This is a genomic window from Mesorhizobium sp. M0715 (genome assembly GCF_040320355.1).
In the GTDB taxonomy this organism is placed as follows: domain Bacteria; phylum Pseudomonadota; class Alphaproteobacteria; order Rhizobiales; family Rhizobiaceae; genus Mesorhizobium.
The window spans coordinates 230,188-253,775 of the sequence record NZ_JAMYPL010000005.1 but is presented as its reverse complement, the minus strand read 5'-3'; the positions used below and the strand labels follow the sequence as shown (position 1 = coordinate 253,775).

Sequence of the window (23,588 nt, the reverse complement as noted above, 5' to 3'; positions counted from 1 at the left end):
AAAGGCGGTGGGCGCGGCCGCTTATTCCCGTCCACGCCTGGCGGCGTGGCCTTCGCGCGAACGCCGTCGCGGAGCAGCGTCGCCGGCAACACCGTCCTCGCTGACCGTCTTGCGCGGCGGCAGTTTCACCGCTGCCGACAGTTTTGGGAACGGATCGACCTTGTTGGGCAGCGCCATGGCGTAGACGAAATGCTCCTGGAATTTCGGTTCCAGCGCCGTCTCGATCTTCTCGATCTTGCTGACCGTGTCCTCGATCTCGCGGCGGTAGCCGCGATTGAGCAGCGCCATGCGGGCGCCGGCACCTGCGGCGTTGCCGACGGCCGAGACCTTGTCGAGGTCGCAATCCGGGATCAGCCCGAGCACCATGGCGTATTTCGGATCGATGAAGGAGCCGAAGGCGCCGGCGAAATGGATGCGGTCGACATGCTCGGTGTTCTGCTTTTCCATCAACAGCTTGGTCCCGGCATAAAGCGCTGCCTTGGCAAGCTGAATGGCGCGCACATCGGTCTGGGTGATGGTGATCTTCGGCCCATCTTCCGTCAATGCGGCGGAGCCTTCCTTCAGCACATAGGAGAAGGTGCGGCCGTTGGCGGTGACGCGCGGCGAACGGGCCGAAAGCCCGCCGTCGATGACGCCGTCCTCGGAAATGATGCCGGCGAGATACATCTCCGCCACCACTTCGATGATGCCGGAACCGCAGATGCCGGTGACGCCGGTTGCCTGGACGCTTTCCAGGAAGCCCGGTTCGTCGGACCACAGTTCCGAGCCGATGACGCGGTATTTCGGCTCCAGCGTGTCTGGGTCGATGCGCACGCGCTCGATCGCGCCCGGTGCGGCGCGCTGGCCGCCGGAGATTTCAGCACCCTCGAAGGCCGGGCCGGTGGGCGAGGAGGCGGCAACCACGCGCGAGCGATTGCCGAGCACGATCTCGGCATTGGTGCCGACGTCGACAATCAGCATCATTTCGTCCTGGCGGTGCGGGCCTTCCGACAGCGTCACCGCCGCCGCGTCCGCGCCGACATGGCCGGCGATGCAAGGCAGCATATAGAGCCTGGCGCCCTGGTTAAGCTTCAGGCCGATGTCGGATGCCTTGATATGCACGGCGCCCGAAACGGCCAGCGCAAAGGGCGCGCCGCCAAGCTCGGTCGGATCGATGCCGAGGAACAGATGGTGCATGATCGGATTGCCGACGAAGACGCTGTCCAGGATGTCGTTGCGCTGGACATTGCCTTCGGCACAGACCTTGTCGACGAGACCCGAGATCGCCTCGCGCACGGCGACCGTCATGCCTTCGCGCCCGTCAGGATTCATCATCACATAGGAGACGCGGCTCATCAGGTCCTCGCCGAAGCGGATCTGCGGGTTCGAGGTGCCCGACGAGGCGGCGACGCGGCCCGACAGCAGCGACACCAGATGCATGGCGATGGTGGTCGAGCCGATATCGCAGGCGAGCCCATAGGCTTCGTTCTTGAGGCCGGGCCACAGCGCCACGACACGCGCGGTCTCGCTGTCGGCATCCTTGTAGATGGCAGCGGTGGCGGTCCAGTTGCCCTTGCGCAGGATGCCTTGCACCTGCGGCAGCAGATAAAAATCGAAATCGAGGCTTTTCAGGCCCCAATCATGCATCAGCGCGATCTTCAGCCGGTCGAGATCGCCAAGCGGCTTGTGCATGTCGGGTTCTTCGATCTCGACATAGCACATGCGGATCGCCGTATCGCGGGCGATCACCCTGGTGTCGGCATCCTTGCGGATGGTCTGCGCGTTGATGACCGTATCCTGCGGCACGTCGATGACGAGGTCGCCGAGGATCTGCGCCGAGCAAGAGAGGCGGCGCCGTTCGGGCAGGCCGCGGACGCGCTCATAGCGCTCTTCCTTGGCACCCTTGGGCGTGATGTGGTCGTTGGAGGAGGTGATCTTGTGCTTGGCGAAATTGCCTTCCTGCACTTCGATCTGGCAGCGCCCGCAGGTGGCGCGTCCGCCGCACACACTTTCGACATAGACACCAAGCTGGCGCGCGGCATCAAGCACCGGCGTGCCGACAGGAAACCGCCCGCGCTTGCCGGACGGCATGAAAAGCACGAGCGGATCGGTGATGTTTGCAGGTGAGTTCACGATTGCGCGCTTATCCTCGGCCCATCCGGGCTTCACGACCGCCACGGCGGCGACCGCCATTGCCGGCGCCGTCGCCCGGCGCATTGACCTGCGTCGGGGCGGCAACGGCCTGGCCGCCTTCTGCCGGCTTATAGTCCTTGTAGGTACGGATCCAGTTGGTGCAGTTCTCGTCGGTGCCGTTCAGCACATTGGCGCCGCGCACGGCTTCCATTTCCTGCGGACGCACCGGGTTCATGATGGCTGACGTCATGCCGGCGCCGATCACCATCGGGATGAAGGCGGCGTTGATGCCGTGGCGATGCGGCAGGCCGAAGGAGATGTTGGACAGGCCGCAGGTGGTGTTGACCTTGAGCTCTTCGCGCAGGCGTCGCAGCAGCGCGAAGACCTGGCGGCCGGCATCGCCCAGCGCGCCGATCGGCATGACCAGCGGGTCGACGACGACGTCATGCGCGGGGATGCCGAAATCGGCGCAGCGCTGCACGATCTTCTTGGCGACGGCAAAGCGCACGTCCGGGTCCATCGAAATGCCGGTCTCGTCGTTGGAGATGGCGACGACAGGCACATTGTACTTCTTGACCAGCGGCAGGATGGCTTCGAGCTTTTCTTCCTCGCCGGTGACGGAGTTGACCAGCGGGCGGCCCTTGGCGACCTTCAACGCGGCTTCGATCGCGGCGGTGACGGAGCTGTCGATCGACAGCGGCAGGTCGACAAGCCCTTGCACGATCTCCAGCGTCTGCACCAAAAGGCCGGGTTCGGTCTCGTTCGGGTTAACCGAGGTGACGCCGGCATTGACGTCGAGCATGGTGGCGCCACAGGCTGCCTGCTCGAGTGCGTCCCTGATGACGGTCTCGAAATTGCCCGCGATCATCTCGGCGGCCAGCTTCTTGCGGCCGGTCGGATTGATGCGCTCACCAATCACGCAGAACGGCTGGTCGAAGCCGATGATGATTTCTCGGGTCGCCGAGGCGACGATGGTACGGGTCATGAAGTCTCTCCGCCATGATATAAAGATTTCTTTATATCGTTGTCTGTTTTCGTTCAAGCGAGTGGGTGGCCGTCCGCGCTTCGCCTCGAGTTAAAGTATGTCGTTGTCCCAAAACCGGCTCCCACTTTGCGCGACATACATCAGTGCGCGGTCTTCACCATGTCCACCTGCGTTTCGGTAATGTCGTCGTGCAATATGCTGTCGAGCCGGTCGGCGACAAGCTGGTCGTCGCGACGGATCTCGCGTTTCCATGGCTGGCGGCCCTTCAGCACGCCCGATTCATCGACGATCTCGGCGACATATTCTTCCTGCCGATAGGCCATAACATGGACGCCGGAAACGCCTGATATTTCCTTCACTTCGTTGATGATGTCGATGCAGAGCTGCTTGCCTTCCTTCTTCTGGTCCTGGGCGCCTTCCAGCCGCTTGATGACCTGATCGGGAATATGGATGCCCGGCACGTTCGAGCGGATCCACTTGGCCGTCTTGGCTGATGCGAGCGGGCCGACGCCAACCAGGATGAAGCATTTTTCGGTGTAACCGAGGTCGCGCACCTTCTGCATGTAAGTGCGGAACATCGGCACGTCGAAGCAATATTGGCTCTGCACGAATTGCGCGCCGGCGGCGATCTTTTTGCCCAGCCGATGCGGGCGGAAATCGATCGGTGGCGCGAACGGATTGATCGCAGCACCGAGGAAAAGCTGCGGCGGCGTCGTCAGCTTGCGGCCGGACAAGAACTTGCCGTTGTCCCGCATGATGCGGCAGGTCTCGAGCAATGACATGCAATCGAGGTCGAACACCGGCTTGGCGCCGGGCTGGTCGCCGGCCTGCACGCCGTCGCCGGTGAGGCACAGCATGTTGGCGACGCCCATCGCGGCACCGCCCAGTACGTCGCCCTGGATGGCGATGCGGTTCTTGTCGCGGCAGGCGATCTGCATGATCGGCGCATAGCCCATGCGGGTCAGAAGTGCGCAGATGCCGACCGAGGACATGTGGCAGTTGGCGCCGGATGCGTCGACGGCGTTGATGGCGTCGACCCAGCCATCGAAGATTTTTGCCCTGTTGTAGACGTCTTCCGGATCGGCGCTGTCAGGCGGATTGAGCTCCGTCGTCACCGCGAACTCGCCGCGCCGAAGCACGCGCTCCAGCCGGCCGCGCGAGGTGTGGCCGGGCAGGGGGTCGAGCGGCAGGTGGATGCCGGCCGGGTTCTCGTCAAGCTGGCGTCCGATCATGCCGATGCCCCGGTGTTTGCCGCCCCATTCTTGGCGGCGGCGGCTGCTTCGCGCGCGGTGGCCGCCTGCGCGGTCACCCGCAGCCAGGCCGAGGTTTCGCGCAACGACTGGTCGACGGGCTTCTGCACGGTCAGGATTCTGTCGCCATGCACCATGTTCTGCGAGCCTTCCCAGGCCTTGACCCAGACGCAGGGCATATCGGGCTCGACCTCGCAATTGCCGTTGGCGCGGACGCCGCCGCAAGGGCCGTTGCGCAGTTGCTTGGGGCAGTTCATCGGGCACGACATGCCGGTCGACGACAAGATGCACTGGCCGCACATGCGACAGTCGAACATGAAGCCCTTGACGCGCTTCTCGACGAATTTGATCGGCCCTTCGACGCGGCCGTAGCCGATGCCTTTCCACAGGGGATGGAGCGTCAGGAACATGTCGGCGAACTTGCCGTAGAACCATTCGAGCAGGCGCGAGTGCCTGATCGACCACAGCCGGACCGCGAAGGAGCGCTGCACGCGCCGCTGCGGCGATACGTCGGCCGGCTTGTAGTCGGATTTCGGCGCTGCCTTCTTGACCAGAGTGGCTTGGGTAACCGGCTGGACAACCCTTTGGCCATCCTTGGCAGGAATGGTTTCAGACATTTTCTTTGCCGCCTGCCTTGACCAGGGCGACCAGCCGCTCGCGGTCGTATTTCGTGTCGATATCGTTGAATGCCTTCTCGACTTCGGCTTCGAGGTCGTCGCCGACCGGAATTGGATCGGCCTTGCGCCATTCGGCCAGATAGTCGTCGGTGCCGCCGGCGCCGGTGCGCATGGCGCACATGTCGATCGCCTCGGTGAAGCGCAGCGGCAGTTCACGCTTGGCGTTCTGCCTGCCCTTCTTGACGATGATCTGGGCAGGGATGTCGCGCCAGTAGACGACGATCAGATCGGCCATGAATTCTCACTCCTCGATCTGCGAGCATTGCCGGAAGCGCAGTGGGGCCGCTTGTTATGGGACGACGCGCGCGCATTCAAAAGCGACGCATTTGGATGTCGTAAAATGAAAGGTGGGTTTATTCGTTTGCGGCGTGTGCTGGCGGCAGGTTCGACGCGCCGGAAGAGCCAGCGTGCGGCATGCGGATACGGGCGAGGAACTCGCTACCAGATGCCGGTTCTGAGGCCGGTCCAGACGTAGAACCAGATCGTCGGATGATACCACAGCTTCGAAGGCAGGCCGGGATTGATCGTCGTGAGTTTTCCAGCCAGTGCATCGCTGACGGCCTCGACGCAGATGTCGCGCGAGAACGCCGTCTGGCGTAGCGCGTGACTTGAGATGGTGTCGCCTTTTTTCGATCTGCCGCGCGCCTGCTTCAGCACGCCACCAGTGTCGACGCCAGCGTCGACGAGGTGGACAGTCGTGCCGAAATTCTGCGCATCGCCTGATACCAGAGCCCAATAGCCGCCATTCATGCCGCGATATTTCGGCGTGATGCCTGCATGGTAGTTGAGCACCGGGCAGGGCATTTTGCTCAGCATCTCAGCCGAGATTAGTCGGCAACCGTTGAGCAGCACAACGCCTGGCCGGATCTTCTGGATCGCCTGCAGGCACTCAAGCCCATTGGCCGAGGCTACTTGGATGATCTCCTGGCCTGGTCGCGGCTCAACCTCCAGCTTCTCCTCGGCAATCAATCGCGCGCTATGGCCGGCCAGGAATCGCTTGCCCAACCTGCTCAGCACCATCGTGCCAAGCTGGCCCATGGCGGAGATCCAGCCCTGGCGGCGAGCCCGGCCACGCAGCAATTGCTTTTTGGATTCAGGTGTTTCGAGGACAACGCTGACAGGACCGACGCGATCGGCGATTGCATTGATCATAGCCCAGACATGCTGGCCGCCGCCGGTGACGACCAAGATCGGACGCGTACTGGATTCTGATGCTGCCATGGATCTTGCCCCCTCCAAGCAACCCGTTCTCGACAATGGGCGGATGCTAGGGCGTCCGGGTTAATCCTTGGTGATCAGCTCTTCGATGCCCGGTCAGCGCTTGAATTCGATGATATCGAGCTTCGATTCATAGTAGGGCGCCGGGAATTCGATGCGCCATTCCTTGGCGCTGTTACGGAAGGCATAGCCGACCTGGTCGGTTTGCGGGCCGCTGCCATAGGGCTTTGCCGGATCGTCGTTGACATAGAAGGAGCCGAGATAGATCGCGCGTTTCTCGCCATCGTCGAAGAAACGGCCCTTGGTGCGTTGCGAGCCGCTGATCTTTTCCAGCCGCCAGCCGGAACCGTCATCAGTCACCTTGCATTTGAACCAGCCATAGATGACGAGCGGCAGAGATCCGCCGGCCTTGATGGTGCGGCACCGCCAGCTGCCGGTCAGGTCCTTGTCGGAGAAGGCCACCAGCGGTTTTGCCAGCAAGGCGTCGAGTTGCTTGACCTCGGCGGGGTCGCCCGCTTTCGCCTCGGCGAGTGCCACCTTGCGGGTCTCGCCATATTTGTCGAGCCGTGCCTTGTCGGCTGGGGTGATGAGTTTCTGTATCTCGCCATCGGCATGAGCGGGCAGGGCGAAACAGAGGAGACCGAGTGCGGCTATCAAGAGGCGAGGTGTCATCGGTGCGTTTCCACGTTCGAATGGCTGGAGGGCCTGTTGCCTTGTGGCGCACAACTTACCCGTTCTCGATGGCCTGTCATCCAGGGTTGGAGCATAGCGGGTCAAGAATTGCTTCAGGCGTGTGCAGCCGCCTGCGCCATTCCGACCGTCAGGTCGCCATAGCCAGTGGCGCGGCGTTCATAAACGAGACCGAGCATTTTGGCGGCCTTTTCGGCGACCTTGTCGAGTTCCGGATCATTGGTCTGGGCCAGATAGATCAGCTTCTCGTAGTTGCCGAAATAGTCCTTGATCAGTTCCGGGTGCTTGTCGAGGCCGAGCGGCTTCATGAAGAAGGCGTCGAACTGCCGGCAGAGGAAGTCGGTCATGTAGAACGACATCATGTCGTCGTCTGCGACCTTCGCGTAGGCCTCCATGCCCTGGTAGAAGGCGAAGCAATGCGGGCCGGCCATGCGCTCGACGCCATGCTTCTCGCAGACCCTGTCGAGCAGGCCGCCGGTGCCGCAATCGGCATAGCCGACGAAGATGTTGCTGTAGCCTTCGGCCTTGGCCTTTTCGATTGCCTTGTCCATGGCCGGAGCGATGCGGTCCGGGTAGAAATGGAATTCCGCCGGCAGGCAGGTCAGGTCGAGGTGATCCAGTCCGAGCTGTTCCTTGACGGCCAGAATTTCGCGCGCAATCATCCCACAGGCGATAACGAGCAGCCTGTCGTCTTGATTCGGTTTCGTTTTTTGCGTCTTGGCCATGGAACCCGTCGAGCCGGCCTTCGTTGCTGTAGCGCTAATTTATCTATTGAGGGAGACACCGTCCATGAAACTGCTACGCATCACGCCAATTGCCATCTTGACCTGCGCCCTGGCCCTCACGGCTTGTGCGAACACCGTCCGAGGCGTCGGCAAGGACGTCAAATCAACCGCCAATGCGGTCGAGGACACCGTCAACAATCCCTGATCCGCACCCGGCCTTTCTTCATCTGGGAACAAAAAAGCCGCGCTGCAAGGCGCGGCTTTTCCTGTTCTCCGGCCGAATTGGCCAATCAGGCCGAAGCGCGCACATTGTGCTTGCGCTTCATGTAGTCCTTGGCGGTCTCGACCGCCACCGCCGCGTCTCGGCAATAGGCATCGGCGCCGACGGCCTTGCCGAATTCCTCGTTCAGCGGCGCGCCGCCGACCAGCACGACATAGTCGTCGCGGATGCCCTTTTCCTTCATCGTGTCGATGACGACCTTCATATAGGGCATGGTCGTGGTCAGCAGGGCCGACATGCCGATGATGTCGGGCTGGTGCTGTTCGATCGCATCGAGATATTTCTCGACCGCATTGTTGATGCCGAGATCGATGACGTCGAAGCCAGCACCTTCCATCATCATGCCGACGAGGTTCTTGCCGATGTCGTGGATGTCGCCCTTGACGGTGCCGATGACCATCTTGCCCTGCTTCGGCGCGCCGGTGGCGGCGAGCAGCGGACGCAGGATGAACATGCCGGCCTTCATCGCATTGGCCGACAACAGCACTTCGGGCACGAACAGGATGCCGTCGCGAAAATCCTCGCCGACGATGCGCATGCCTTCGACCAGCGCCTCGGTCAGCACCTTGTAGGGCACCCAGCCGCGCTCGAGCAGGATGTTGGTGCCTTCCTCGATCTCTTCCTTCAGCCCGTCATAGAGATCGTCGTGCATCTGCTGCACCAACTCGTCGTCGGAAAGTTCGGAAAGGATGATCTCGTCGTCGGCCATTTGTATCGAGCTCCTGCCGGCATCGCGACGTGCGTCGCAAGGCACAAAATATTCGCGTTCATACCTAACCCGCTGGGGGCAGGTATCCATAGCTGATTTGCGACTTCCCGCAAAAGGAAAGCGACCGTAACTCTCTTGGAATTCTTGTCGATTTTGCGACAGGCGTTGGCGCTGGCGGGCCGTTTCGAATAGGGTGCATGGCTACGATCTGGCAAGAAGCGGCGAGATGCAGCCGCTATGGATTCCAGACAAGAACAGATTCAGGGAAGAACCACCATGAGCGAACACGCGGCAGTCGATCAGGAAGCGTCAAACGCGCGACGTGGGCGTGGCGCCAGTGGCGGGGCTGCAGCCCGGCGGGCAGCACGTTCGGGCGGTGGCCCGGGTACGCAGCTCACCTACATCAAGCGCAAGATCAACGTTTACGAGGTGCTGGACGAGGAAGGCCTGGCGCTGATCGAGAAGAACACCGACACGGTGCTCGAGGAGATCGGCATCATCTTCCGTGATGACGCGGAAGCGCTGCAACTGTGGAAAGAGGCCGGCGCCGACGTCAAGGGCGAGCGCGTGCACTTTCCGAAGGGGCTGTGCCGTTCGCTGCTCAAGACCGCGCCGTCCGTCTACACCCAGCATGCGCGCAATTCCGAGCGTTCGGTGCAGATCGGCGGCAATGCCACCGTCTTTGCGCCGGTCTACGGTCCGCCCTTCGTGCGTGACCTCGATGGCGTCAGGCGTTATGCGACGATCGAGGATTTCCAGAATTTCGTGAAGCTCGCCTATATGGCGCCGTCGATCCACCATTCGGGCGGCACGGTGTGTGAGCCCGTCGACGTGCCGGTCAACAAGCGCCACCTCGACATGATCTACAGCCACATCAAATATTCCGACAAGCCGTTCATGGGCTCGGTGACCGCGCCGGAACGCGCCGAAGACACCGTCGCCATGGCCAAGATCGTCTTCGGCGACGATTTCGTCGAGAACAACACGGTGCTGACCAGCCTGATCAACGCCAACTCGCCGATGGTGTTCGACGAGACCATGCTCGGCGCGCTGAAAGTCTATGCGCGCCACAACCAGGCCTGCATCGTCACGCCGTTCATCCTTGCGGGCGCGATGAGCCCGGTGACGGTGGCCGGCACGCTAACGCAGGTCCTGGCCGAAGTGCTGGCCGGCGCCTCGTTCACGCAGTTGATCCGTCCCGGCGCGCCGGTGCTGTTCGGCACCTTCGCCTCGTCGATTTCGATGCAGTCGGGAGCGCCGACCTTCGGCACGCCGGAGCCGTCGCTGGTGTCTTATGGCGCCGCACAGCTGGCGCGTCGGCTGGGCCTGCCGTTCCGCACCGGCGGCTCGCTCTGCGCGTCCAAGGTTCCGGATGCTCAGGCGGCCTATGAAAGCGCCAACACGCTGAACTCGACCATCCTGGCCGGCACCAACTTCGTGCTGCACTCTGCCGGCTGGCTCGAGGGCGGGCTCGCGTCCTGTTATGAGAAGTTCATGATGGACATCGATCAGCTCGGCATGACGCAGAAGTTTTCCGAGGGCGTCGACCTGTCGGAAAACGGCCAGGCGATGGACGCCATCCGCCAGGTCGGCCCCGGCAGCCACTATCTCGGCTGCGACCACACCCAGGCCAATTTCCAGACCGCCTTCTACCGCTCCAACATCGCCGACAACAATTCCTACGAGCAGTGGCTGGCCGAAGGCGAGAAGACCGCGCCGCAGCGTGCCAACGAACTTGCCCGCCGCTGGCTGGAAAGCTACGAGGCGCCGTATCTCGATCCGAGCATCGACGAAGCGTTGCAGGACTTCATCGCCAAGAAGAAGGGGTCGATGCCCGACGCCTTCACTTGAAAGGAGCCCGAGTCAGGCGGGGCTAAAGTCGCCAACATCATCCACAAGGAAGTCTGGCGGAGCGCGTTCTCCGATCCGGTCAAGAAGGAATGATTGCCGCGGGGCGCCGGGTTGAGGACATCGCGACCGTGCTTTCGGCCCATGGCCTCATCCTGCGCGGCGGCTTCAAGTGCGGAGCGAGCGAAACCCCGTTTGCCGACCTCTCAGGTGCTCCCGTCAAATCCGTCCTGCTGGTCGGGCAGGCGGGTGCAGCGCCTTGGCCGCATTTCCTGCGCTGGATCGACAAGCAATCGCAGACCATCGCCAATCCGCTCGACACGTGGTCGCGCGAAGTGATCGGAGCCGTGGCCGAGGCATTCGGGGCGCGAGCCGTTTCCCCTTCCGACAGACCTTATCTGCCGTTTCAGCAATGGGCGATGCGGGCGGAGGGACTGAAGCCGTCGCCGCTCGGCATCCTCATGCATCCGCAATACGGGCTATGGCATGCCTATCGCGGTGCGCTGCTGTTCGAGGACGAGCTTCCGATTCAAGCCGGCGAAACGGCGCCTCACCTTTGCGATAGCTGCGTCGAGAAACCTTGCCTGAAATCTTGTCCGGCCGACGCCTATTCCGCGCAAGGATTTGCTTATCAATCCTGCCTGACGCATGTGCGTGGAGCCGGCGGCTCGCCTTGCCGCAGCGGCGGCTGCCTTGATCGCAATGCGTGCCCCTATGGCACGGAGTATCGCTATCCGCCGGAGGTTCAGGCCTACCACATGGCGAGCTTCGCACGAGCCACCAACTGATCCATTCCCATTACGTGGTGCTCGTTCGCTTCGAGCATCTTGACGGCAGTTAGAAGCAAGCCTATTCATCAAGTCATCTGATGACTTGATGAATAGGCCGATGCAACCTGCTATCCGAACCAATCTCACCGACAGCGCCACCGAGAGCCTGCGGGCTGAAATCGTCAGCGGCCGCTGGGGTGTCGGCGAGCGTATCCCCAACGAGGCAGCTCTGACCGACCTTCTGTCGGTCAGTCGGGGCACCGTCCGCGAGGCGGTGCGGGTGCTGGTCTCGCAGGGGTTGCTGAATACGCGTCAGGGCTCGGGCACCTATGTGCGCTCCGCCGTCGATACTTCTGCCGCGCTTGACCGGGTCAAACGCAGCGGCTTGCGCGATCAGTGGGAGGCGCGGGCGGCGCTGGACCTCGAGGCCGCGAGGCTCGCCGCCTTGCGTCACACGCCAGCCGACCTCGAGCGGATGCGGCAATTGCTTGCCGCGCGCGGCACCGTCGCCGACGGCGGAAGCGAAGCCTTCATCCGGCGCGATCTTGCTTTCCACAAATCCGTCGTCGCGGCGTCCGGCAACAGGGCGATGATGGAGCTCTATGACTTCTTCACCGCCGCCATCACCGAGACCATCCATGCCACCATCGACGGCGATCTGCCCGAACCGGACCACCAGGCGCATGCGGCAATCGTCGACGCCATTGCCGCGAGCGATCCCGAGCGCGCCGTTGCCGCCGTCCGAGCCTTCATGGCGCCGGTGCTTGCCCAACTTGAAAGACTGCTTTCGCAATGAACCAGAGTTTTCGTCAGCCTGATCCGAAGGCCGAGGTCGAGGGTCTGGAACTCATCGATGCCGAGGCCGACAGCCTGCCCATGCCGCAGCCGCCTGAACTGCGCAGCCGTGCGGCGCGCATCGTGCTTGGCGCAAGCCTTGTGCTGATCGCCTTCAGCTTGAGGCCGCTGTTTTCCAGCCTGTCGGTGCTGTTGCCCGAGGTGATGCAGGCAACCGGTCTTTCGACGACGGGCGCGAGCCTGCTGACGACGCTGCCCGTCCTGTGCCTCGGCCTGTTCGCGCCCTTCGCGCCAAGGCTTGCGCAGCGCTACGGGGCCGAACGCACTTTACTGGGTGCACTCGCGCTGCTGGTGCTGGGAACAGGGCTGCGCTGGTTCGGTACGGTTCCCCTGCTGTTTGTCGCCACCTTCCTGGCCGGCGGCTCGATTGCCATCGGCAATGTGCTGCTGCCGGGCCTGGTGAAGCGCGATTTCGCCGACAGGGCCGCTGTCATGACCGGGCTCTACACCATGGCGCTCTGCGCCGGTTCGGCCGCCGCCGCGGGCTTCACGCTGCCGATCGAGCATTTTGTCACCGGTTCATGGTCCGGGGCACTCGCTGCTTGGGCGGTGCCTACATTGGTCGTGCTTTTGATCTGGATTCCGCAGGCGCTGGGCAGCCGTCGGCAGGTCAGTCATCGCGGCTTTCACGTCGTCGGGCTTTGGCGCGATCGCCTGGCTTGGCAGGTGACGCTGTTCATGGGGCTGCAGTCGGCACTTGCCTATTGCATCTTCGGCTGGCTGGCGCCGATCCTGCGCGAGCGCGGCTTTGACGCGGCCACCGCCGGTGCGATGGTTTCGGTGTCGGTGATGGCGCAGGTCATCACGTGCCTCGCCGTGCCATCCTTTGCGATGCGGCTGAAGGACCAGCGCGGCATCAATGTGGCGCTCGTTGCCACGGCGGTGATCGCGCTGCTCGGCATTCTCTTTGCGCCGACCTCGACGGTGCTGTTCTGGGCGGTCCTGCAAGGCATTGGGCAGGGGGGCCTTATCGCGGCTGCCATGAGCTTGATCGTGCTGCGTTCGCCGGATTCGCATGTCGCCGCGCATCTTTCAGGCATGGCGCAAGGCGTCGGCTATGTACTGGCGGCATTCGGCCCGCTGCTGGTGGGCCTGATCCGCGATTGGACCGGCAGTTTTTCGGGGACGGCGTTCCTGTTCGTCGCGCTCGGGCTTGGCGTAGCCATCATGGGGCTCGGTGCCGGCCGTGCGCTGCATGTCGGCGCGCGGACCGTGCGCGAGGGCGAGCAATAGCGTCACGCAATCCTGCACGAAATGTTGACTGTCAGGTTCAGGGAACGCCTTGCCGTATCGGCTTGGCCGGATATGTATCGCGCATCAATCGAACGGAGCGGGCGATGACGAAGCAGGACCTGCAGATCAAGACCAGGGATGGCGTTGCCAAAGCAGGGCTTTTTCACTCGGCAAACGCATCTCCTGCCAAGGCCGGCGTCATTCTCTATCAGGACGCCTTCGGTCCGCGACCGGCGCTCGACAGCCTGGCCGAGCGGCTGGCGAATGAAGGTTATGCGGTGCTGGTGCCCGACCTGTTCTACCGCAACGCGCCTTACGGGCCGTTCGACGCCAAGACCGCGTTCGTCGAGGAAAAGACCAAGACAGCGCTGATGGCGCTGGTCACCGGCACGACGCAGGAGATGACCATCAGCGACAGCGGTGCATTCCTCGACGCGCTTGCGGCGGTAGGCATCACCGGGCCGATCGGTACCGTCGGCTATTGCATGGGTGGCGGCCGGGCACTGAATGCGGCTGCAACCTATCCCGACAGGATCAAGGCGGCGGCAAGCTTCCATGGCGGCAATCTGGCCAGCGACGCCGCCGACAGCCCGCATCGTAAGGCAGCCTCCATCAAGGCGCGCGTCTATATCGGCATGTCGGGTGTCGACAGAAGTTTCCCGCCGGAACAATCGATGCGATTGGAGGAAGCGTTGCGGGTTGCGGAAGTCGACCACGTCATCGAGAACTATGCCGGCATGGCGCATGGCTGGTGCGTGCCCGATCATAGCGTTTTCAATGCCGCGGGTGCCGAACGCCATTGGAAGCGGCTGACGACGTTGTTCGCCGAGACGCTGATCTAAGGTCAGGGGTCGCGCCCCTGAGCAGGACGCTACGTGACTTTGAACCAGAATGGCAGCCGATGCGGCGAAGAGTGAGCGATGCTTGCCCTTTCGACGGCGGCAGATGACTGTTCACCTTGCCGCCGCCGGATCAGGCTGCGCCTAGGCGTTTGCCTTGCGATAGGCTGCTACGACAAGCCAAATTGCGGAGAGCAGAAAGTAAAACGCGCCGAACCCGGCATAAGGGGCGATGTCCAGAATCGTCGGCGCAGCCGTGCCGAGGGATCGGCTGATCATGAAGCCGCCAGCGAGGGCCGACTGCGCACCACTCAGGATCATCGCCCATTGTGCGCCTTGGTAGCGCCAACGCTTTAATCCCGTGTTCAGCTGTAGCAGGCCCGAGAGGATCGCCCAAACCCCAAACACGGCCAGAACGGCATACATGCTGTTGGCGACCGCCACGATGACAGCGAGCGTCGTTATCAGGCTGACCACGACGTTCAATGCCTGGGACGAGTTGGCTTTCAGGCCGCCATTTACCCTGGCGTCAACCAGATTGGCGAGGGCGTCCCATGCGGGGTAGATCACGAGCAGAAGCGCGGTGGGACCGGGTTGCCCGTTGAATAGGATGGCGGCAGCAACCCAGGCGATAGAAAATATGGCGCGTACGAAATAATAGGATCGTAGCCATCCGGACTGGGTGAAAGATTGGTTTTGCATCGGCAGATTCCTTATTGCTATCTACCTATTAGTAGGTAGCCAAAACCTCTAAGTCAACCCGATCTCCGGACACCTCCCTGTGAGAATCGGGAACGATGCATAACCTTGACAGTTCGCCTACCAGAAGGTAGGCAGCGATATGGAATCAATGGCTTCGACTTCAGAAAAGATCCTCGATGTCGCGCAGTCTCTCATCGTCGCGGGAGGCTACAACGGGTTCAGCTATGCCGATATCTCGGCTGCCATCGGGATCAGGAAGGCGAGCATCCACCATCATTTTCCGACGAAGGCCGAGCTGGTTTCGGTGCTGGTGGATCGTTACAGGCGGCAGGCCGAAGTGGGTTTGGAGTCTCTCCGGGGAGAACTCTCAAGCCCTGCTGAACAACTGCAGTCCTACATGAACTATTGGCGGACATGCATTCGCGATGCCTCGCCGTCCTTCTGCGTCTGCGCGATGCTCGCCGGCGAGATGCAGATGCTGCCGGAAGAGGTCGCATCACGCGTTCGTGCCCATTTCCAAAATCTCGCGGGATGGCTTACGTCGGTGCTGCGGGCTGGAATGGAGCAGGACTTGTTCCGCTTGAACAACCGGCCGGAGGAGGAGGCCCAGATGCTGATGGCATCGGTTCATGGGGCAATGCTGTCCGCGAGGGCTTTCAGTGATCCCGGGCTGTTCACCACAATCGTCACCCTCCAGATCACCATGCTGCTGGGACGGAATTGCTAGAAAACTGTCGGGCCAAAGTGGTATCAGGCAGCACAAATGGCGCGGCCCCATGTGAGTGGGTCGAGCGGAAACGAATAGCCTGATGCAATCCTATGATGTCGTGATCATCGGCGCGGGTGCCGCCGGAATGATGTGCGCCGTGGAGGCGGCCAAGCGCGGCCGTTCGGTGCTGATCCTCGATCATGCGGCAATGCCTGGCGAGAAGATCCGCATCTCCGGCGGCGGCCGGTGCAATTTCACCAACATCCATGCCAGCCCGAAGAATTTTCTGTCGGGCAATCCGCATTTCTGCATTTCGGCGCTCAGCCGCCACACGCAGCGCGATTTCATCGCCCTCGTCGAACGCCACCGCATTGCCTATCACGAGAAGACGCTTGGGCAGCTGTTCTGCGATGGCTCCGCACGCCAGATCATCGACATGCTGGTCTCGGAAATGCGGGGCAGGGGCGTGGAGCTGGCGCTCTCGGCCAGCGTTGAGGATGTCCGCAAAACCGTGGAGGGGTTTGCGCTCACCCTCTTCACAGGCTTGGTTACTTGCCAGTCGCTGGTCGTGGCCTGCGGCGGCAAGTCGATCCCCAAGATGGGGGCGACCGGTTTCGGCTATGAGCTTGCCGAACGGTTCGGCCTTGCTGTTGTCGAAACGCGGCCGGCGCTGGTTCCGCTGACCTTCGACGCAAACACGCTCGAGCGGCTGGCGCCGCTGGCCGGCAATGCCGTGGACGCGGAAGTCGCCTGCGGCAAGACGCGGTTCTCCGAAGCGATGCTGTTCACGCATCGCGGCGTCAGCGGACCGTCCATCCTGCAGATCTCGTCCTATTGGCGCGAGGGCGATGAAATCCGCATCGCCATGCTGCCGGGAGTTGACGTGGCGGACCTCATCCGCGTGGCCAAGCGAAGCAATGGGCGGCAAGCGGTACAGACGGTGCTGGCAAATCATCTGCCGAAGCGGCTTGCGCAGTCGATCGCCGAGCGCACCGGGATCGACGGCAACCTTGCCGATCTTTCCGACGCCCAGATGAAAACCATAACTGCCGCAGTCAATGACTGGCGCATCAAGCCTGCCGGCTCGGAGGGCTACCGCACCGCCGAAGTGACGCTGGGCGGGGTCGACACCAACGGGCTGGACCAGAAGACGATGCAGGCGAAATCCGTGCCGGGCCTGTTTTTCATCGGCGAAGTCGTCGATGTCACGGGTTGGCTGGGCGGCTATAATTTCCAGTGGGCATGGTCATCGGGCTGGGTGGCGGGGCAGGCGGCCTAGACTTACGTCCGTGGCTTCGTCCCAGCAGCCGCCTTCTTCTTCTTTTTGGCCTGGTTGTAATCGATGGCGGCACGGACGAGGTCTTTCAGGGCGCCCTCGTCGAGCTTTTCGCCCTCGAACATGTCGATTGCCCGCCACACCTTGCCGCCAAAACCGTTGTTGAACAGCTTGTCGGGGTCCGGCAGGCTGGCGCCATGGGAAAAGGTCAGCTTCACCTTGTCTTTGTGGGCGTTGCCGACCACGATGTTGCCGTCGAGGCACCATACCGGGCTGCCCATCCACTTCCACTCCTCGACGATGTCCGGGTCGGCTGCAAGGATGGTCTTGCGGATGCGGGCGAGCGTCTCGCCGCGCCAGTCCGAGAGGCCAGCGATCAATTGGTCGATTTGTTGCGAGGGGGTCATTGGGTGCCTTCCTGTGCCTCGACGCGTTCAACCGCTGCCTGTCACCAGCGCGTCAGTTGGGTGATCTGAACGAGATTGCCGCAGCTGTCGTTCAGCTGGACGATGGTCGAACCGGTCACCTCGGTCGGCGGCATGGTGAACGCGCCGCCCTTCGCCTTGATGCGCTCGTAGTCGCCCTTGACGTCGTCGGTGAAGAACATGATCGCGGGCTGGCCCTGCTCGAAGATGGCTTCCTGATAGGCCTTGGCGGCCGGGTTGTCGTTGAGCGCGAGTTGCAGCTCGGTTCCATCAGGCTCGTCGGCTGAGATCACTGTCAGCCAGCGAAAAGGCCCGTTGCTGAAATCGGCTTTTTTGGCGAGGCCCAGCACGTCGGTGTAGAAGCGCAGTGCGTTTTCCTGGTTGTCCACATACACGCTGGTCAGCTTGATCTTCATCGCTCTTTCTCCTGTGTGTTATTCGGCCGTTACGGGATCCAGCCGGGCTGCGCGGCCGCCTGCTTGACCCAGTCCGCCATCCGCGCCTCGTCGAACTGGTCTTCGCGGATGTCGATCCAGCGCACATCCTTGCTCTTTGCCGTGCCGCCTGGTGGGATCGGCTGCAATGAGATGCCACTGAAAAAGGTCACCTTCAAATAGTGGGTGAAGACATGAAACGACACGAACCAGCCCTGGCCTTCGATGCCGTAGAAGGGCGAGTTCCATCGCACGGCTTTGCGGACGTCCGGCACGTTGCGCTCGATGAGCGCGTCGAGGCGTTCGCCCAGGCCGCGCTTCCAACCCGGCATCGCAGCGATATAGCCTGCACCGGGGCGTCACCATCGCCCTTGGCGATTTGCGGGTTGCCGCCCGAGAGCAGCACTGGCGCAGCCTTGGTCAATTGACCCTGTGTCTTGACCATTCTACCCACTCCTATCCGCGCGCACGCTGCGCGCCGCGTCCCTTGGCGGCATAGGGCAGCACGAACATGTACAGGCCGCTGAACAGCAGCAGGAAGAGCGGCAGGAGCGGCGAGTAGACCACCCAGGCGGGAGGCTGCCCGAATGCCATGGTGGCGAAGTTGGCGATGACGGTCAGCGTAAAGATGATCGACAGCCAGCGATGAATTTGCCGAACCCACATGTTCCAGTCCAATAGTTCCTCCTGTCAAAACAGCCGACGCGGACCACCGATCCGCACCGGCGGGTTTCAATCTATCCGCGCCAGGACTTGACTCAGATTTGCAAGGTACTGCCGCCACCCGCTCGTCGCGCCCCGGTACGCCTGCTCCTGATCCGGCCGGAAGCCGGACTGTTCCATGCGCAACCGGGTGCCCGTGCTGGTCGGCAGGAGAGTCCAGGTGACGACACTCTCAAGGCCATAGGCCTGCCACGTGTAGGACAGTGTCTTGTTCAGCTCGACGGCTGTTACCTGACAGTCGACAACGATGCTCACGTCAAGTTGCGGTTCCTTTCGCAGCTTGAAACGGTGGTCCACGACTGGCTGGAAGTCGTTCTTCATCAACCATTCCTCGATGAGATGCGGCTGGGTCAGCGCGCGCCAGATTTTTTCCGGCGGATAGGGGATCTCACGTTCGACGATGACGGAGCGCGTTTCGGTCGCGATGTTGGTCATTGGTCCATTCTTTTGAGCAAATTTTCGAGATCATCGAACCGGCTCTGCCAGAACGCATTCATCTGGTTCGTCCAGTCGGTCAGCGGGGAAAGTGCTGCGAGCTGGGCGCTATAATGGGTCTGCCGTCCTTGATGGCGGTCACGCACGAGCCCGGCCTGCCTGAGCACGCCGAGATGCTTCGACACCGCCGGCTGCGAGACCCCCGACTGAGCCGTCAGGGCACCGACCGTCTGCTCGCCTTGCCGGCACAGGCGCTCGAAGATCGCACGACGCGTCGGATCGGAGAGCGTTCTGAAGAGGACGTCGTGAGCGTTGTTCATTTTGGATCGATAACCCGGTGGCTATTGATTGACGTATAACCGCCGAGATATGGATGTGTCAAGCGGGGTGCCGGCGGTCACGATCCGGCGGTTTCCAAAAAAATCTTTCCATTGCCCCAAGGATTAGCCATTAGCCTTCGTCCAACAGGCAAATGATGGCGATGATGCTGGATGAGAGCGAAGCCTCCGACGCCGAACTGATCGGGCGGGCGAAGGGCGGAGACAGGGGGGCCTTCAGCACATTGCTGGAAAGGCACTATGACTTCGTCTATCGCGCTGCCTATCGCTGGTGCGGCAGGAAGGCCGATGCCGAAGACATAGCCCAGGAAGTCTGCGTCAGGCTGGGCAAGGCGATCCGCGACTATCGCGGCGGCGGCGCCTTCACCACATGGCTCTATTCCGTGACCCTGAACGCCGCGCGCGACATGATGCGCAAATCCGCCCGCGAGACAGTCAAGACAGAGGCCTATTGCGTCCATGCACTGATCTCGGGCGAGGCGTCGATCGAACCGGAAGACCCCGCCGAAGCGCTATGGGCCGCGGTGCGGCAATTGCCGGACAAGCAGCGCGACGCCGTGCTTTTGGTCTATGGCGAAGGATTGAGCCACGCGGCCGCCGCCGAGGCGATGGCGATCTCGGAGACGACGGTTTCCTGGCACATCCATGAAGCGAAGAAACGGCTGAAGACGCTGATGCGCGCGGCCGGGGAAGTGTGACCATGGTCGACGACAATGAACTCAACAGACTGCGCGATATCGCAGCACCGGCGCCCGCCAAGGATGCCAAGGCACGTGCCTTCGAGGCCGCCCTGCGCGCCTATGATCAGGAAAATATTTCTGCTGTCTCCCAAGGATCGGTTGGCGGGCTTCGTCTCACAGAGCGAGCACAAAAGCTCTGGAGCGAGATCATGCAAAAGAAACTTATTGCCACGCCGGCCCTTGCCGGGCTCGTCGCCCTGCCGATCGCCGGATACGCCACCTTCCATTTGCTGAGGGAACAGCCGCCCAAATTCGGCGGCGACGAGAAGATCAGCGAGACGCTGGCCGACAAGCCGACGACGGTGAAGCCGACGACCGCCGAGCCGAAGCCGGCTCGCGGCGAGTTGGAGAAGGACAAGAAGGCGGACGCCGATGTGGAAAGCCGCGACGCCACCGATGCGCTTGTGGCGCCGGCCTCGCCGCAGAAATCCGAATCGACCGTTGCTGGGGGCGCTGCACAACAAAATGCGCTGGAGCGCGGTGTGCTGGCCGAGCCTGCGCCACCGGCACCGACAGGTGAATTCGCACTGGATGGCGCTGCAAGTGTACCCAGCACCTCGCGAGCCCGCATGGCGGCGGAGTCGAAGCTGATGGCGCCGCAGCAGCCGGCTATGGCGCCGGCCGACCAGATGCTGCCGCAGGAGGAAAATCGCGACCGTATCGAGGATTTCAAGACCAATCCGGTGCATGCGGCACTCGAGGACCCGGTCTCGACCTTCTCGATCGACGTCGACACGGCGTCCTATTCCTTCGTGCGCAGTTCGCTGAAGCAAGGCACTCTGCCGCAAGCCGATACTGTTCGCGTCGAGGAGATGATCAATTACTTCCCCTATGACTGGAAGGGGCCGGACTCCGCCGCGACGCCGTTCAACTCGACCGTCAGCGTCATGCCGACGCCGTGGAACACGCAGACCAGGCTGATGCATGTCGCCATCAAGGGTTTTGACGTCAAGCCGACCGAGCAGCCGAAGGCCAATCTGGTGTTCCTGATCGATGTCTCGGGCTCGATGGACGAGCCGGACAAGCTGCCGCTGCTCAAATCGGCCTTCCGGCTGCTGGTCAGCAAGCTGAAGGCCGACGACACCATTTCGATCGTCACCTATGCCGGTGACGCCGGCACAGTCCTGGAGCCGACCAAGGCGTCCGAAAAGGACAAGATCCTCAGCGCCATCGACAATCTGACGCCCGGCGGCAGCACGGCCGGTGAGGCGGGCATCAAGGAAGCCTACAGGCTGGCGCAAAAATCCTTCGTCAAGGACGGCGTCAACCGGGTGATGCTCGCCACCGACGGCGACTTCAATGTCGGCCAGACCGATGACGACGACCTTAAGCGGCTGATCGAAAGCGAGCGCAAGAGCGGTGTCTTCCTGTCGGTGTTCGGCTTCGGCCGCGGCAATCTGAACGACCAGATGATGCAGACCATCGCGCAGAACGGCAACGGCACCGCCGCCTATATCGATACGCTGGCCGAGGCCGAAAAGGTGCTGGTCGAGGATGCTTCGTCGACGTTGTTCACTATCGCAAAGGACGTGAAGATCCAGGTCGAGTTCAACCCGAACAAGGTCTCGGAATATCGCCTGATCGGCTACGAGACCCGCGCCTTGAACCGCGAGGATTTCAACAATGACCGCGTCGATGCCGGCGACATTGGTTCGGGCCATTCCGTTACCGCGATCTATGAAATCACGCCAAAGGGCAGCGGCGGCGAGCAGATCGATCCGCTGCGCTACGGCCAGGCGTCGGTGGACAATGGCGGCGTCGCCAACGCGGACGAATATGCCTTCGTCAAGATCCGCTACAAGCTGCCGAATGAAGACGTCTCGAAGCTGATCACCACGCCGGTGACCTCGGCCAACGAGATTTCGTCCTTCGACCAGGCCAGCGCCGATCAGCGCTTCTCCGTCGCGGTTGCCGCCTTCGGCCAGAAGCTGCGCGACGAGGATGCGACCGCGAAGTTTGGCTACGACAAGATCATGGAGATCGCCACTGCCGCTCGAGGAGCCGACCCGTTTGGGTACAGGTCCGAGTTCCTTTCACTTGTGCGCCTTGCCTCGGCGCTGGGCGGTAACCGGTAGTGGTGATGACGGCCGGTTTCTTTCAGATGGGATCGTTCTGACAGGGGAAACCGACCTACGGGCGGGTGAGGCAGGCCGGCGAGGGAAATCTTGCCGGCCTTTTTTCGCGGATTTTCCGGGTCGTTAAATTGCGCGGCATTTCCGGTACTGGATGGCAACCCTCTCCTTGTTACGCAGGACAGGTGTACTGGGCTTGAGGGAGCCGAAATTGCAGATCAGGACTATCGCCAACTCGATACCCCCAGCGCCAGACGCCTCGGCGGTTTCATCGGCCCCATCATCGGAATCCAGGCGTATCAGTGACGATGTCGCGCAGGCGCGCCATACCGCCCTGTCGGCACTGACCAACGACCGGTTCCGCATCATGCTGGAACAGATCACCGACCCCAGCGCTTCAGGCGCGCTGATGACGATGCGCGGCGACAATGTGGTCGACTTCAAGTCGGCGCAGTCGAGCTACGCCGACAACAGCGAATAGTCGAAAACCGATGGGTCAGGCCCGGCTGCGGCGGCGCTCGCGGCGGGCTTCGCTGGTCTCGGCGGTGTTTTCCGTCGCCACCTTGTTGCGCATCGGACCGATGCGTTCGACGATCGCGGCAACCGTCGGACGATCCGCCCTGGTGTGCGCGTCGAGCGCCTTGCGCATGGCGGCGAGGTGCTGGAACGAGGTGCCGCAGCAGCCGCCGATAATTTTGGCGCCGCCATCGACGGCGAGCCTGACATAGTCGGCCATCAGTTCGGGTGTGCCGGAATAATGGATCTCGGTGCCGCGGAATTCGGGAATGCCGCAATTCCCCTTGACGATCACCGTCGCTTCCGGCTTCGCCTCGGTCATGTCGAGCAGCGAGGCCAGGATGTCGGAGGCGCCGACGCCGCAATTGGCGCCAACGCCGAGCGGCGCCTGCGACAGCCCGTCGGTGACGCCGTGGATATCCTTCGGCAGCAGACCCATCATGGTGCGGCCGGCGGTGTCGAAGGAACCGGTGTAGGTGTAGGGCAAGCCGACGCGGATGGCCGCCTCGGCGGCGGCGCGGATCTCGTCGGGAGCCGACATCGTCTCGATCCAGGCAACTTCGGCGCCGCCGGCCTTGAGACCCTCGATCTGTTCGGCGAAGGCGTCGACCGCCTCGTGATAGGTCATGGCGCCCAGCGGCACCAGCAATTCGCCGGTCGGGCCGACCGAACCGGCGACGATCACCTTGCGGCCGGCTCTGTCGGCGACGGCACGAGCAAGCTCGGCGGCGCGCTTGTTCAGCGCATGCGCGCGGTCCTGCGCATGGTGAAGCTTCAAACGGTGACGGGTGCCGCCGAACGAATTGGTGAGGATGATGTCTGCGCCGGCATCGACGAAATTCTGGTGCAGGCTGGTGATGGTGTCGGGCGCCGTCTCGTTCAGCAGTTCGGGCGCCTCGCCGGCCTCCAGACCCATGGCGAATAGATTGGTGCCGGTGGCGCCATCGGCCAGCAGCACGCCCTTTTCAGCCAGCAGCGCATCGATCGGGTTGGTGGTCGTCATCGGATTGGCTTTCATGTTCGAAGT

General features: G+C 62.4%; 27 protein-coding genes and 1 pseudogene. 11 read left to right on the top strand and 17 right to left on the bottom strand.

All coding sequences use genetic code 11. The annotated features are described in order from the left end of the window. Window positions 1-21: 21 nt before the first annotated feature. The 8 genes from NKI21_RS08950 to NKI21_RS08915 form a co-directional block, all read right to left on the bottom strand. The gene (locus NKI21_RS08950) at window positions 22-2,172 is read right to left on the bottom strand and encodes an ASKHA domain-containing protein (RefSeq protein WP_352439863.1); all 2,151 of its coding nucleotides are present in this window, start codon (window positions 2,170-2,172) and stop codon (window positions 22-24) included. After that, a complete protein-coding gene (locus tag NKI21_RS08945; RefSeq protein WP_023812319.1) occupies window positions 2,123-3,097 on the bottom strand; it encodes a methyltetrahydrofolate cobalamin methyltransferase in 975 nt (324 codons plus the stop codon). The genes NKI21_RS08950 and NKI21_RS08945 overlap by 50 nt, the downstream gene beginning before the upstream one ends. Window positions 3,098-3,237: 140 nt before the next feature. Continuing rightward, a complete protein-coding gene (locus tag NKI21_RS08940; RefSeq protein WP_352439864.1) occupies window positions 3,238-4,329 on the bottom strand; it encodes a methylenetetrahydrofolate reductase in 1,092 nt (363 codons plus the stop codon). Continuing rightward, window positions 4,326-4,964 carry a methylenetetrahydrofolate reductase C-terminal domain-containing protein gene (locus NKI21_RS08935; RefSeq protein ID WP_352439865.1) on the bottom strand — a complete coding sequence of 213 codons (639 nt, stop codon included), beginning with the start codon at window positions 4,962-4,964 and terminating at the stop codon, window positions 4,326-4,328. The genes NKI21_RS08940 and NKI21_RS08935 overlap by 4 nt, the downstream gene beginning before the upstream one ends. Next, window positions 4,957-5,259: a virulence factor gene (locus NKI21_RS08930; RefSeq protein WP_027034742.1), complete on the bottom strand. Its 303-nt coding sequence runs from the start codon at window positions 5,257-5,259 to the stop codon at window positions 4,957-4,959. Before NKI21_RS08930 ends, NKI21_RS08935 begins: the two co-directional genes overlap by 8 nt. Before the next feature lie 203 nt (window positions 5,260-5,462). Then, a complete protein-coding gene (locus NKI21_RS08925; protein ID WP_352439866.1) occupies window positions 5,463-6,245 on the bottom strand; it encodes a formyl transferase in 783 nt (260 codons plus the stop codon). Window positions 6,246-6,338: 93 nt separating this feature from the next. Further along, on the bottom strand, window positions 6,339-6,914 hold the full coding sequence (locus tag NKI21_RS08920) for a DUF4893 domain-containing protein (protein ID WP_352439867.1): 576 nt from the start codon (window positions 6,912-6,914) through the stop codon (window positions 6,339-6,341). A gap of 113 nt (window positions 6,915-7,027) precedes the next feature. Continuing rightward, a complete protein-coding gene (locus tag NKI21_RS08915) occupies window positions 7,028-7,657 on the bottom strand; it encodes a DUF1638 domain-containing protein (protein WP_352439868.1) in 630 nt (209 codons plus the stop codon). Window positions 7,658-7,721: 64 nt separating this feature from the next. On the opposite strand from NKI21_RS08915, the gene NKI21_RS08910 reads away from it, so the two are divergent. Beyond that, a complete protein-coding gene (locus NKI21_RS08910) occupies window positions 7,722-7,862 on the top strand; it encodes an entericidin A/B family lipoprotein (protein ID WP_023812312.1) in 141 nt (46 codons plus the stop codon). A gap of 85 nt (window positions 7,863-7,947) precedes the next feature. Here NKI21_RS08910 and NKI21_RS08905 read toward each other — a convergent pair whose 3' ends face one another. Next, a complete protein-coding gene (locus NKI21_RS08905; RefSeq protein ID WP_023812311.1) occupies window positions 7,948-8,646 on the bottom strand; it encodes a cobalamin B12-binding domain-containing protein in 699 nt (232 codons plus the stop codon). A gap of 276 nt (window positions 8,647-8,922) precedes the next feature. Here NKI21_RS08905 and NKI21_RS08900 point away from each other — a divergent pair, with 276 nt between their 5' ends. From NKI21_RS08900 to NKI21_RS08880, 5 genes are all read left to right on the top strand, one after another. Then, entirely contained in the window at window positions 8,923-10,497 is a 1,575-nt protein-coding gene (locus NKI21_RS08900) for a trimethylamine methyltransferase family protein (RefSeq protein ID WP_023812310.1), read from the top strand. Window positions 10,498-10,586: 89 nt separating this feature from the next. Further along, window positions 10,587-11,282, top strand: a complete 696-nt coding sequence (locus NKI21_RS08895; RefSeq protein WP_352439869.1) for a hypothetical protein — start codon at window positions 10,587-10,589, stop codon at window positions 11,280-11,282. Window positions 11,283-11,382: 100 nt separating this feature from the next. Beyond that, on the top strand, window positions 11,383-12,060 hold the full coding sequence (locus tag NKI21_RS08890) for a FadR/GntR family transcriptional regulator (protein ID WP_128304376.1): 678 nt from the start codon (window positions 11,383-11,385) through the stop codon (window positions 12,058-12,060). Next, window positions 12,057-13,352, top strand: coding sequence for a CynX/NimT family MFS transporter (locus tag NKI21_RS08885; RefSeq protein ID WP_352439870.1), 1,296 nt, complete (start codon window positions 12,057-12,059; stop codon window positions 13,350-13,352). Before NKI21_RS08890 ends, NKI21_RS08885 begins: the two co-directional genes overlap by 4 nt. Window positions 13,353-13,456: 104 nt before the next feature. After that, entirely contained in the window at window positions 13,457-14,194 is a 738-nt protein-coding gene (locus NKI21_RS08880; RefSeq protein WP_352865290.1) for a dienelactone hydrolase family protein, read from the top strand. 141 nt (window positions 14,195-14,335) lie between these two features. Here the strand turns inward: NKI21_RS08880 and NKI21_RS08875 are convergent, their stop codons facing one another. Beyond that, window positions 14,336-14,893: a DUF308 domain-containing protein gene (locus NKI21_RS08875; protein WP_023812305.1), complete on the bottom strand. Its 558-nt coding sequence runs from the start codon at window positions 14,891-14,893 to the stop codon at window positions 14,336-14,338. A 139-nt stretch (window positions 14,894-15,032) separates the two neighbouring features. Here NKI21_RS08875 and NKI21_RS08870 point away from each other — a divergent pair, with 139 nt between their 5' ends. After that, the gene (locus NKI21_RS08870; protein WP_023812304.1) at window positions 15,033-15,620 is read left to right on the top strand and encodes a TetR/AcrR family transcriptional regulator; all 588 of its coding nucleotides are present in this window, start codon (window positions 15,033-15,035) and stop codon (window positions 15,618-15,620) included. An 82-nt stretch (window positions 15,621-15,702) separates the two neighbouring features. Continuing rightward, window positions 15,703-16,881 (top strand): BaiN/RdsA family NAD(P)/FAD-dependent oxidoreductase, encoded by a 1,179-nt coding sequence (locus tag NKI21_RS08865; protein ID WP_023812303.1) that lies wholly within the window; start codon window positions 15,703-15,705, stop codon window positions 16,879-16,881. A 2-nt stretch (window positions 16,882-16,883) separates the two neighbouring features. Here NKI21_RS08865 and NKI21_RS08860 read toward each other — a convergent pair whose 3' ends face one another. The 6 genes and pseudogenes from NKI21_RS08860 to NKI21_RS08835 all read right to left on the bottom strand — a co-directional run bounded on the left by NKI21_RS08860 (window position 16,884) and on the right by NKI21_RS08835 (window position 19,215). Continuing rightward, a complete protein-coding gene (locus NKI21_RS08860; protein WP_023812302.1) occupies window positions 16,884-17,285 on the bottom strand; it encodes a DUF1801 domain-containing protein in 402 nt (133 codons plus the stop codon). A gap of 41 nt (window positions 17,286-17,326) precedes the next feature. Next, a complete protein-coding gene (locus tag NKI21_RS08855; protein ID WP_023812301.1) occupies window positions 17,327-17,719 on the bottom strand; it encodes a VOC family protein in 393 nt (130 codons plus the stop codon). A 29-nt stretch (window positions 17,720-17,748) separates the two neighbouring features. Beyond that, window positions 17,749-18,182: pseudogene (locus tag NKI21_RS08850) on the bottom strand (DUF1801 domain-containing protein). A gap of 11 nt (window positions 18,183-18,193) precedes the next feature. Further along, the gene (locus tag NKI21_RS08845) at window positions 18,194-18,415 is read right to left on the bottom strand and encodes a hypothetical protein (RefSeq protein ID WP_023812299.1); all 222 of its coding nucleotides are present in this window, start codon (window positions 18,413-18,415) and stop codon (window positions 18,194-18,196) included. 54 nt (window positions 18,416-18,469) lie between these two features. After that, the gene (locus NKI21_RS08840) at window positions 18,470-18,895 is read right to left on the bottom strand and encodes an SRPBCC family protein (protein WP_023812298.1); all 426 of its coding nucleotides are present in this window, start codon (window positions 18,893-18,895) and stop codon (window positions 18,470-18,472) included. Further along, the gene (locus NKI21_RS08835; RefSeq protein WP_023812297.1) at window positions 18,892-19,215 is read right to left on the bottom strand and encodes an ArsR/SmtB family transcription factor; all 324 of its coding nucleotides are present in this window, start codon (window positions 19,213-19,215) and stop codon (window positions 18,892-18,894) included. Before NKI21_RS08835 ends, NKI21_RS08840 begins: the two co-directional genes overlap by 4 nt. Window positions 19,216-19,370: 155 nt before the next feature. Here NKI21_RS08835 and NKI21_RS08830 point away from each other — a divergent pair, with 155 nt between their 5' ends. The 3 genes from NKI21_RS08830 (at window position 19,371) to NKI21_RS08820 (ending at window position 22,526) form a co-directional block, all read left to right on the top strand. Then, on the top strand, window positions 19,371-19,931 hold the full coding sequence (locus NKI21_RS08830; protein ID WP_023812296.1) for an RNA polymerase sigma factor: 561 nt from the start codon (window positions 19,371-19,373) through the stop codon (window positions 19,929-19,931). 2 nt (window positions 19,932-19,933) lie between these two features. Continuing rightward, a complete protein-coding gene (locus NKI21_RS08825) occupies window positions 19,934-22,048 on the top strand; it encodes a VWA domain-containing protein (protein WP_023812295.1) in 2,115 nt (704 codons plus the stop codon). 208 nt (window positions 22,049-22,256) lie between these two features. Further along, complete coding sequence (locus NKI21_RS08820) at window positions 22,257-22,526, top strand: hypothetical protein (RefSeq protein ID WP_023812294.1); 270 nt, start codon at window positions 22,257-22,259, stop codon at window positions 22,524-22,526. A 15-nt stretch (window positions 22,527-22,541) separates the two neighbouring features. Here the strand turns inward: NKI21_RS08820 and bmt are convergent, their stop codons facing one another. Further along, complete coding sequence (bmt, locus tag NKI21_RS08815; RefSeq protein WP_023812293.1) at window positions 22,542-23,564, bottom strand: betaine--homocysteine S-methyltransferase; 1,023 nt, start codon at window positions 23,562-23,564, stop codon at window positions 22,542-22,544. Between the last annotated feature and the right edge of the window lie 24 nt (window positions 23,565-23,588).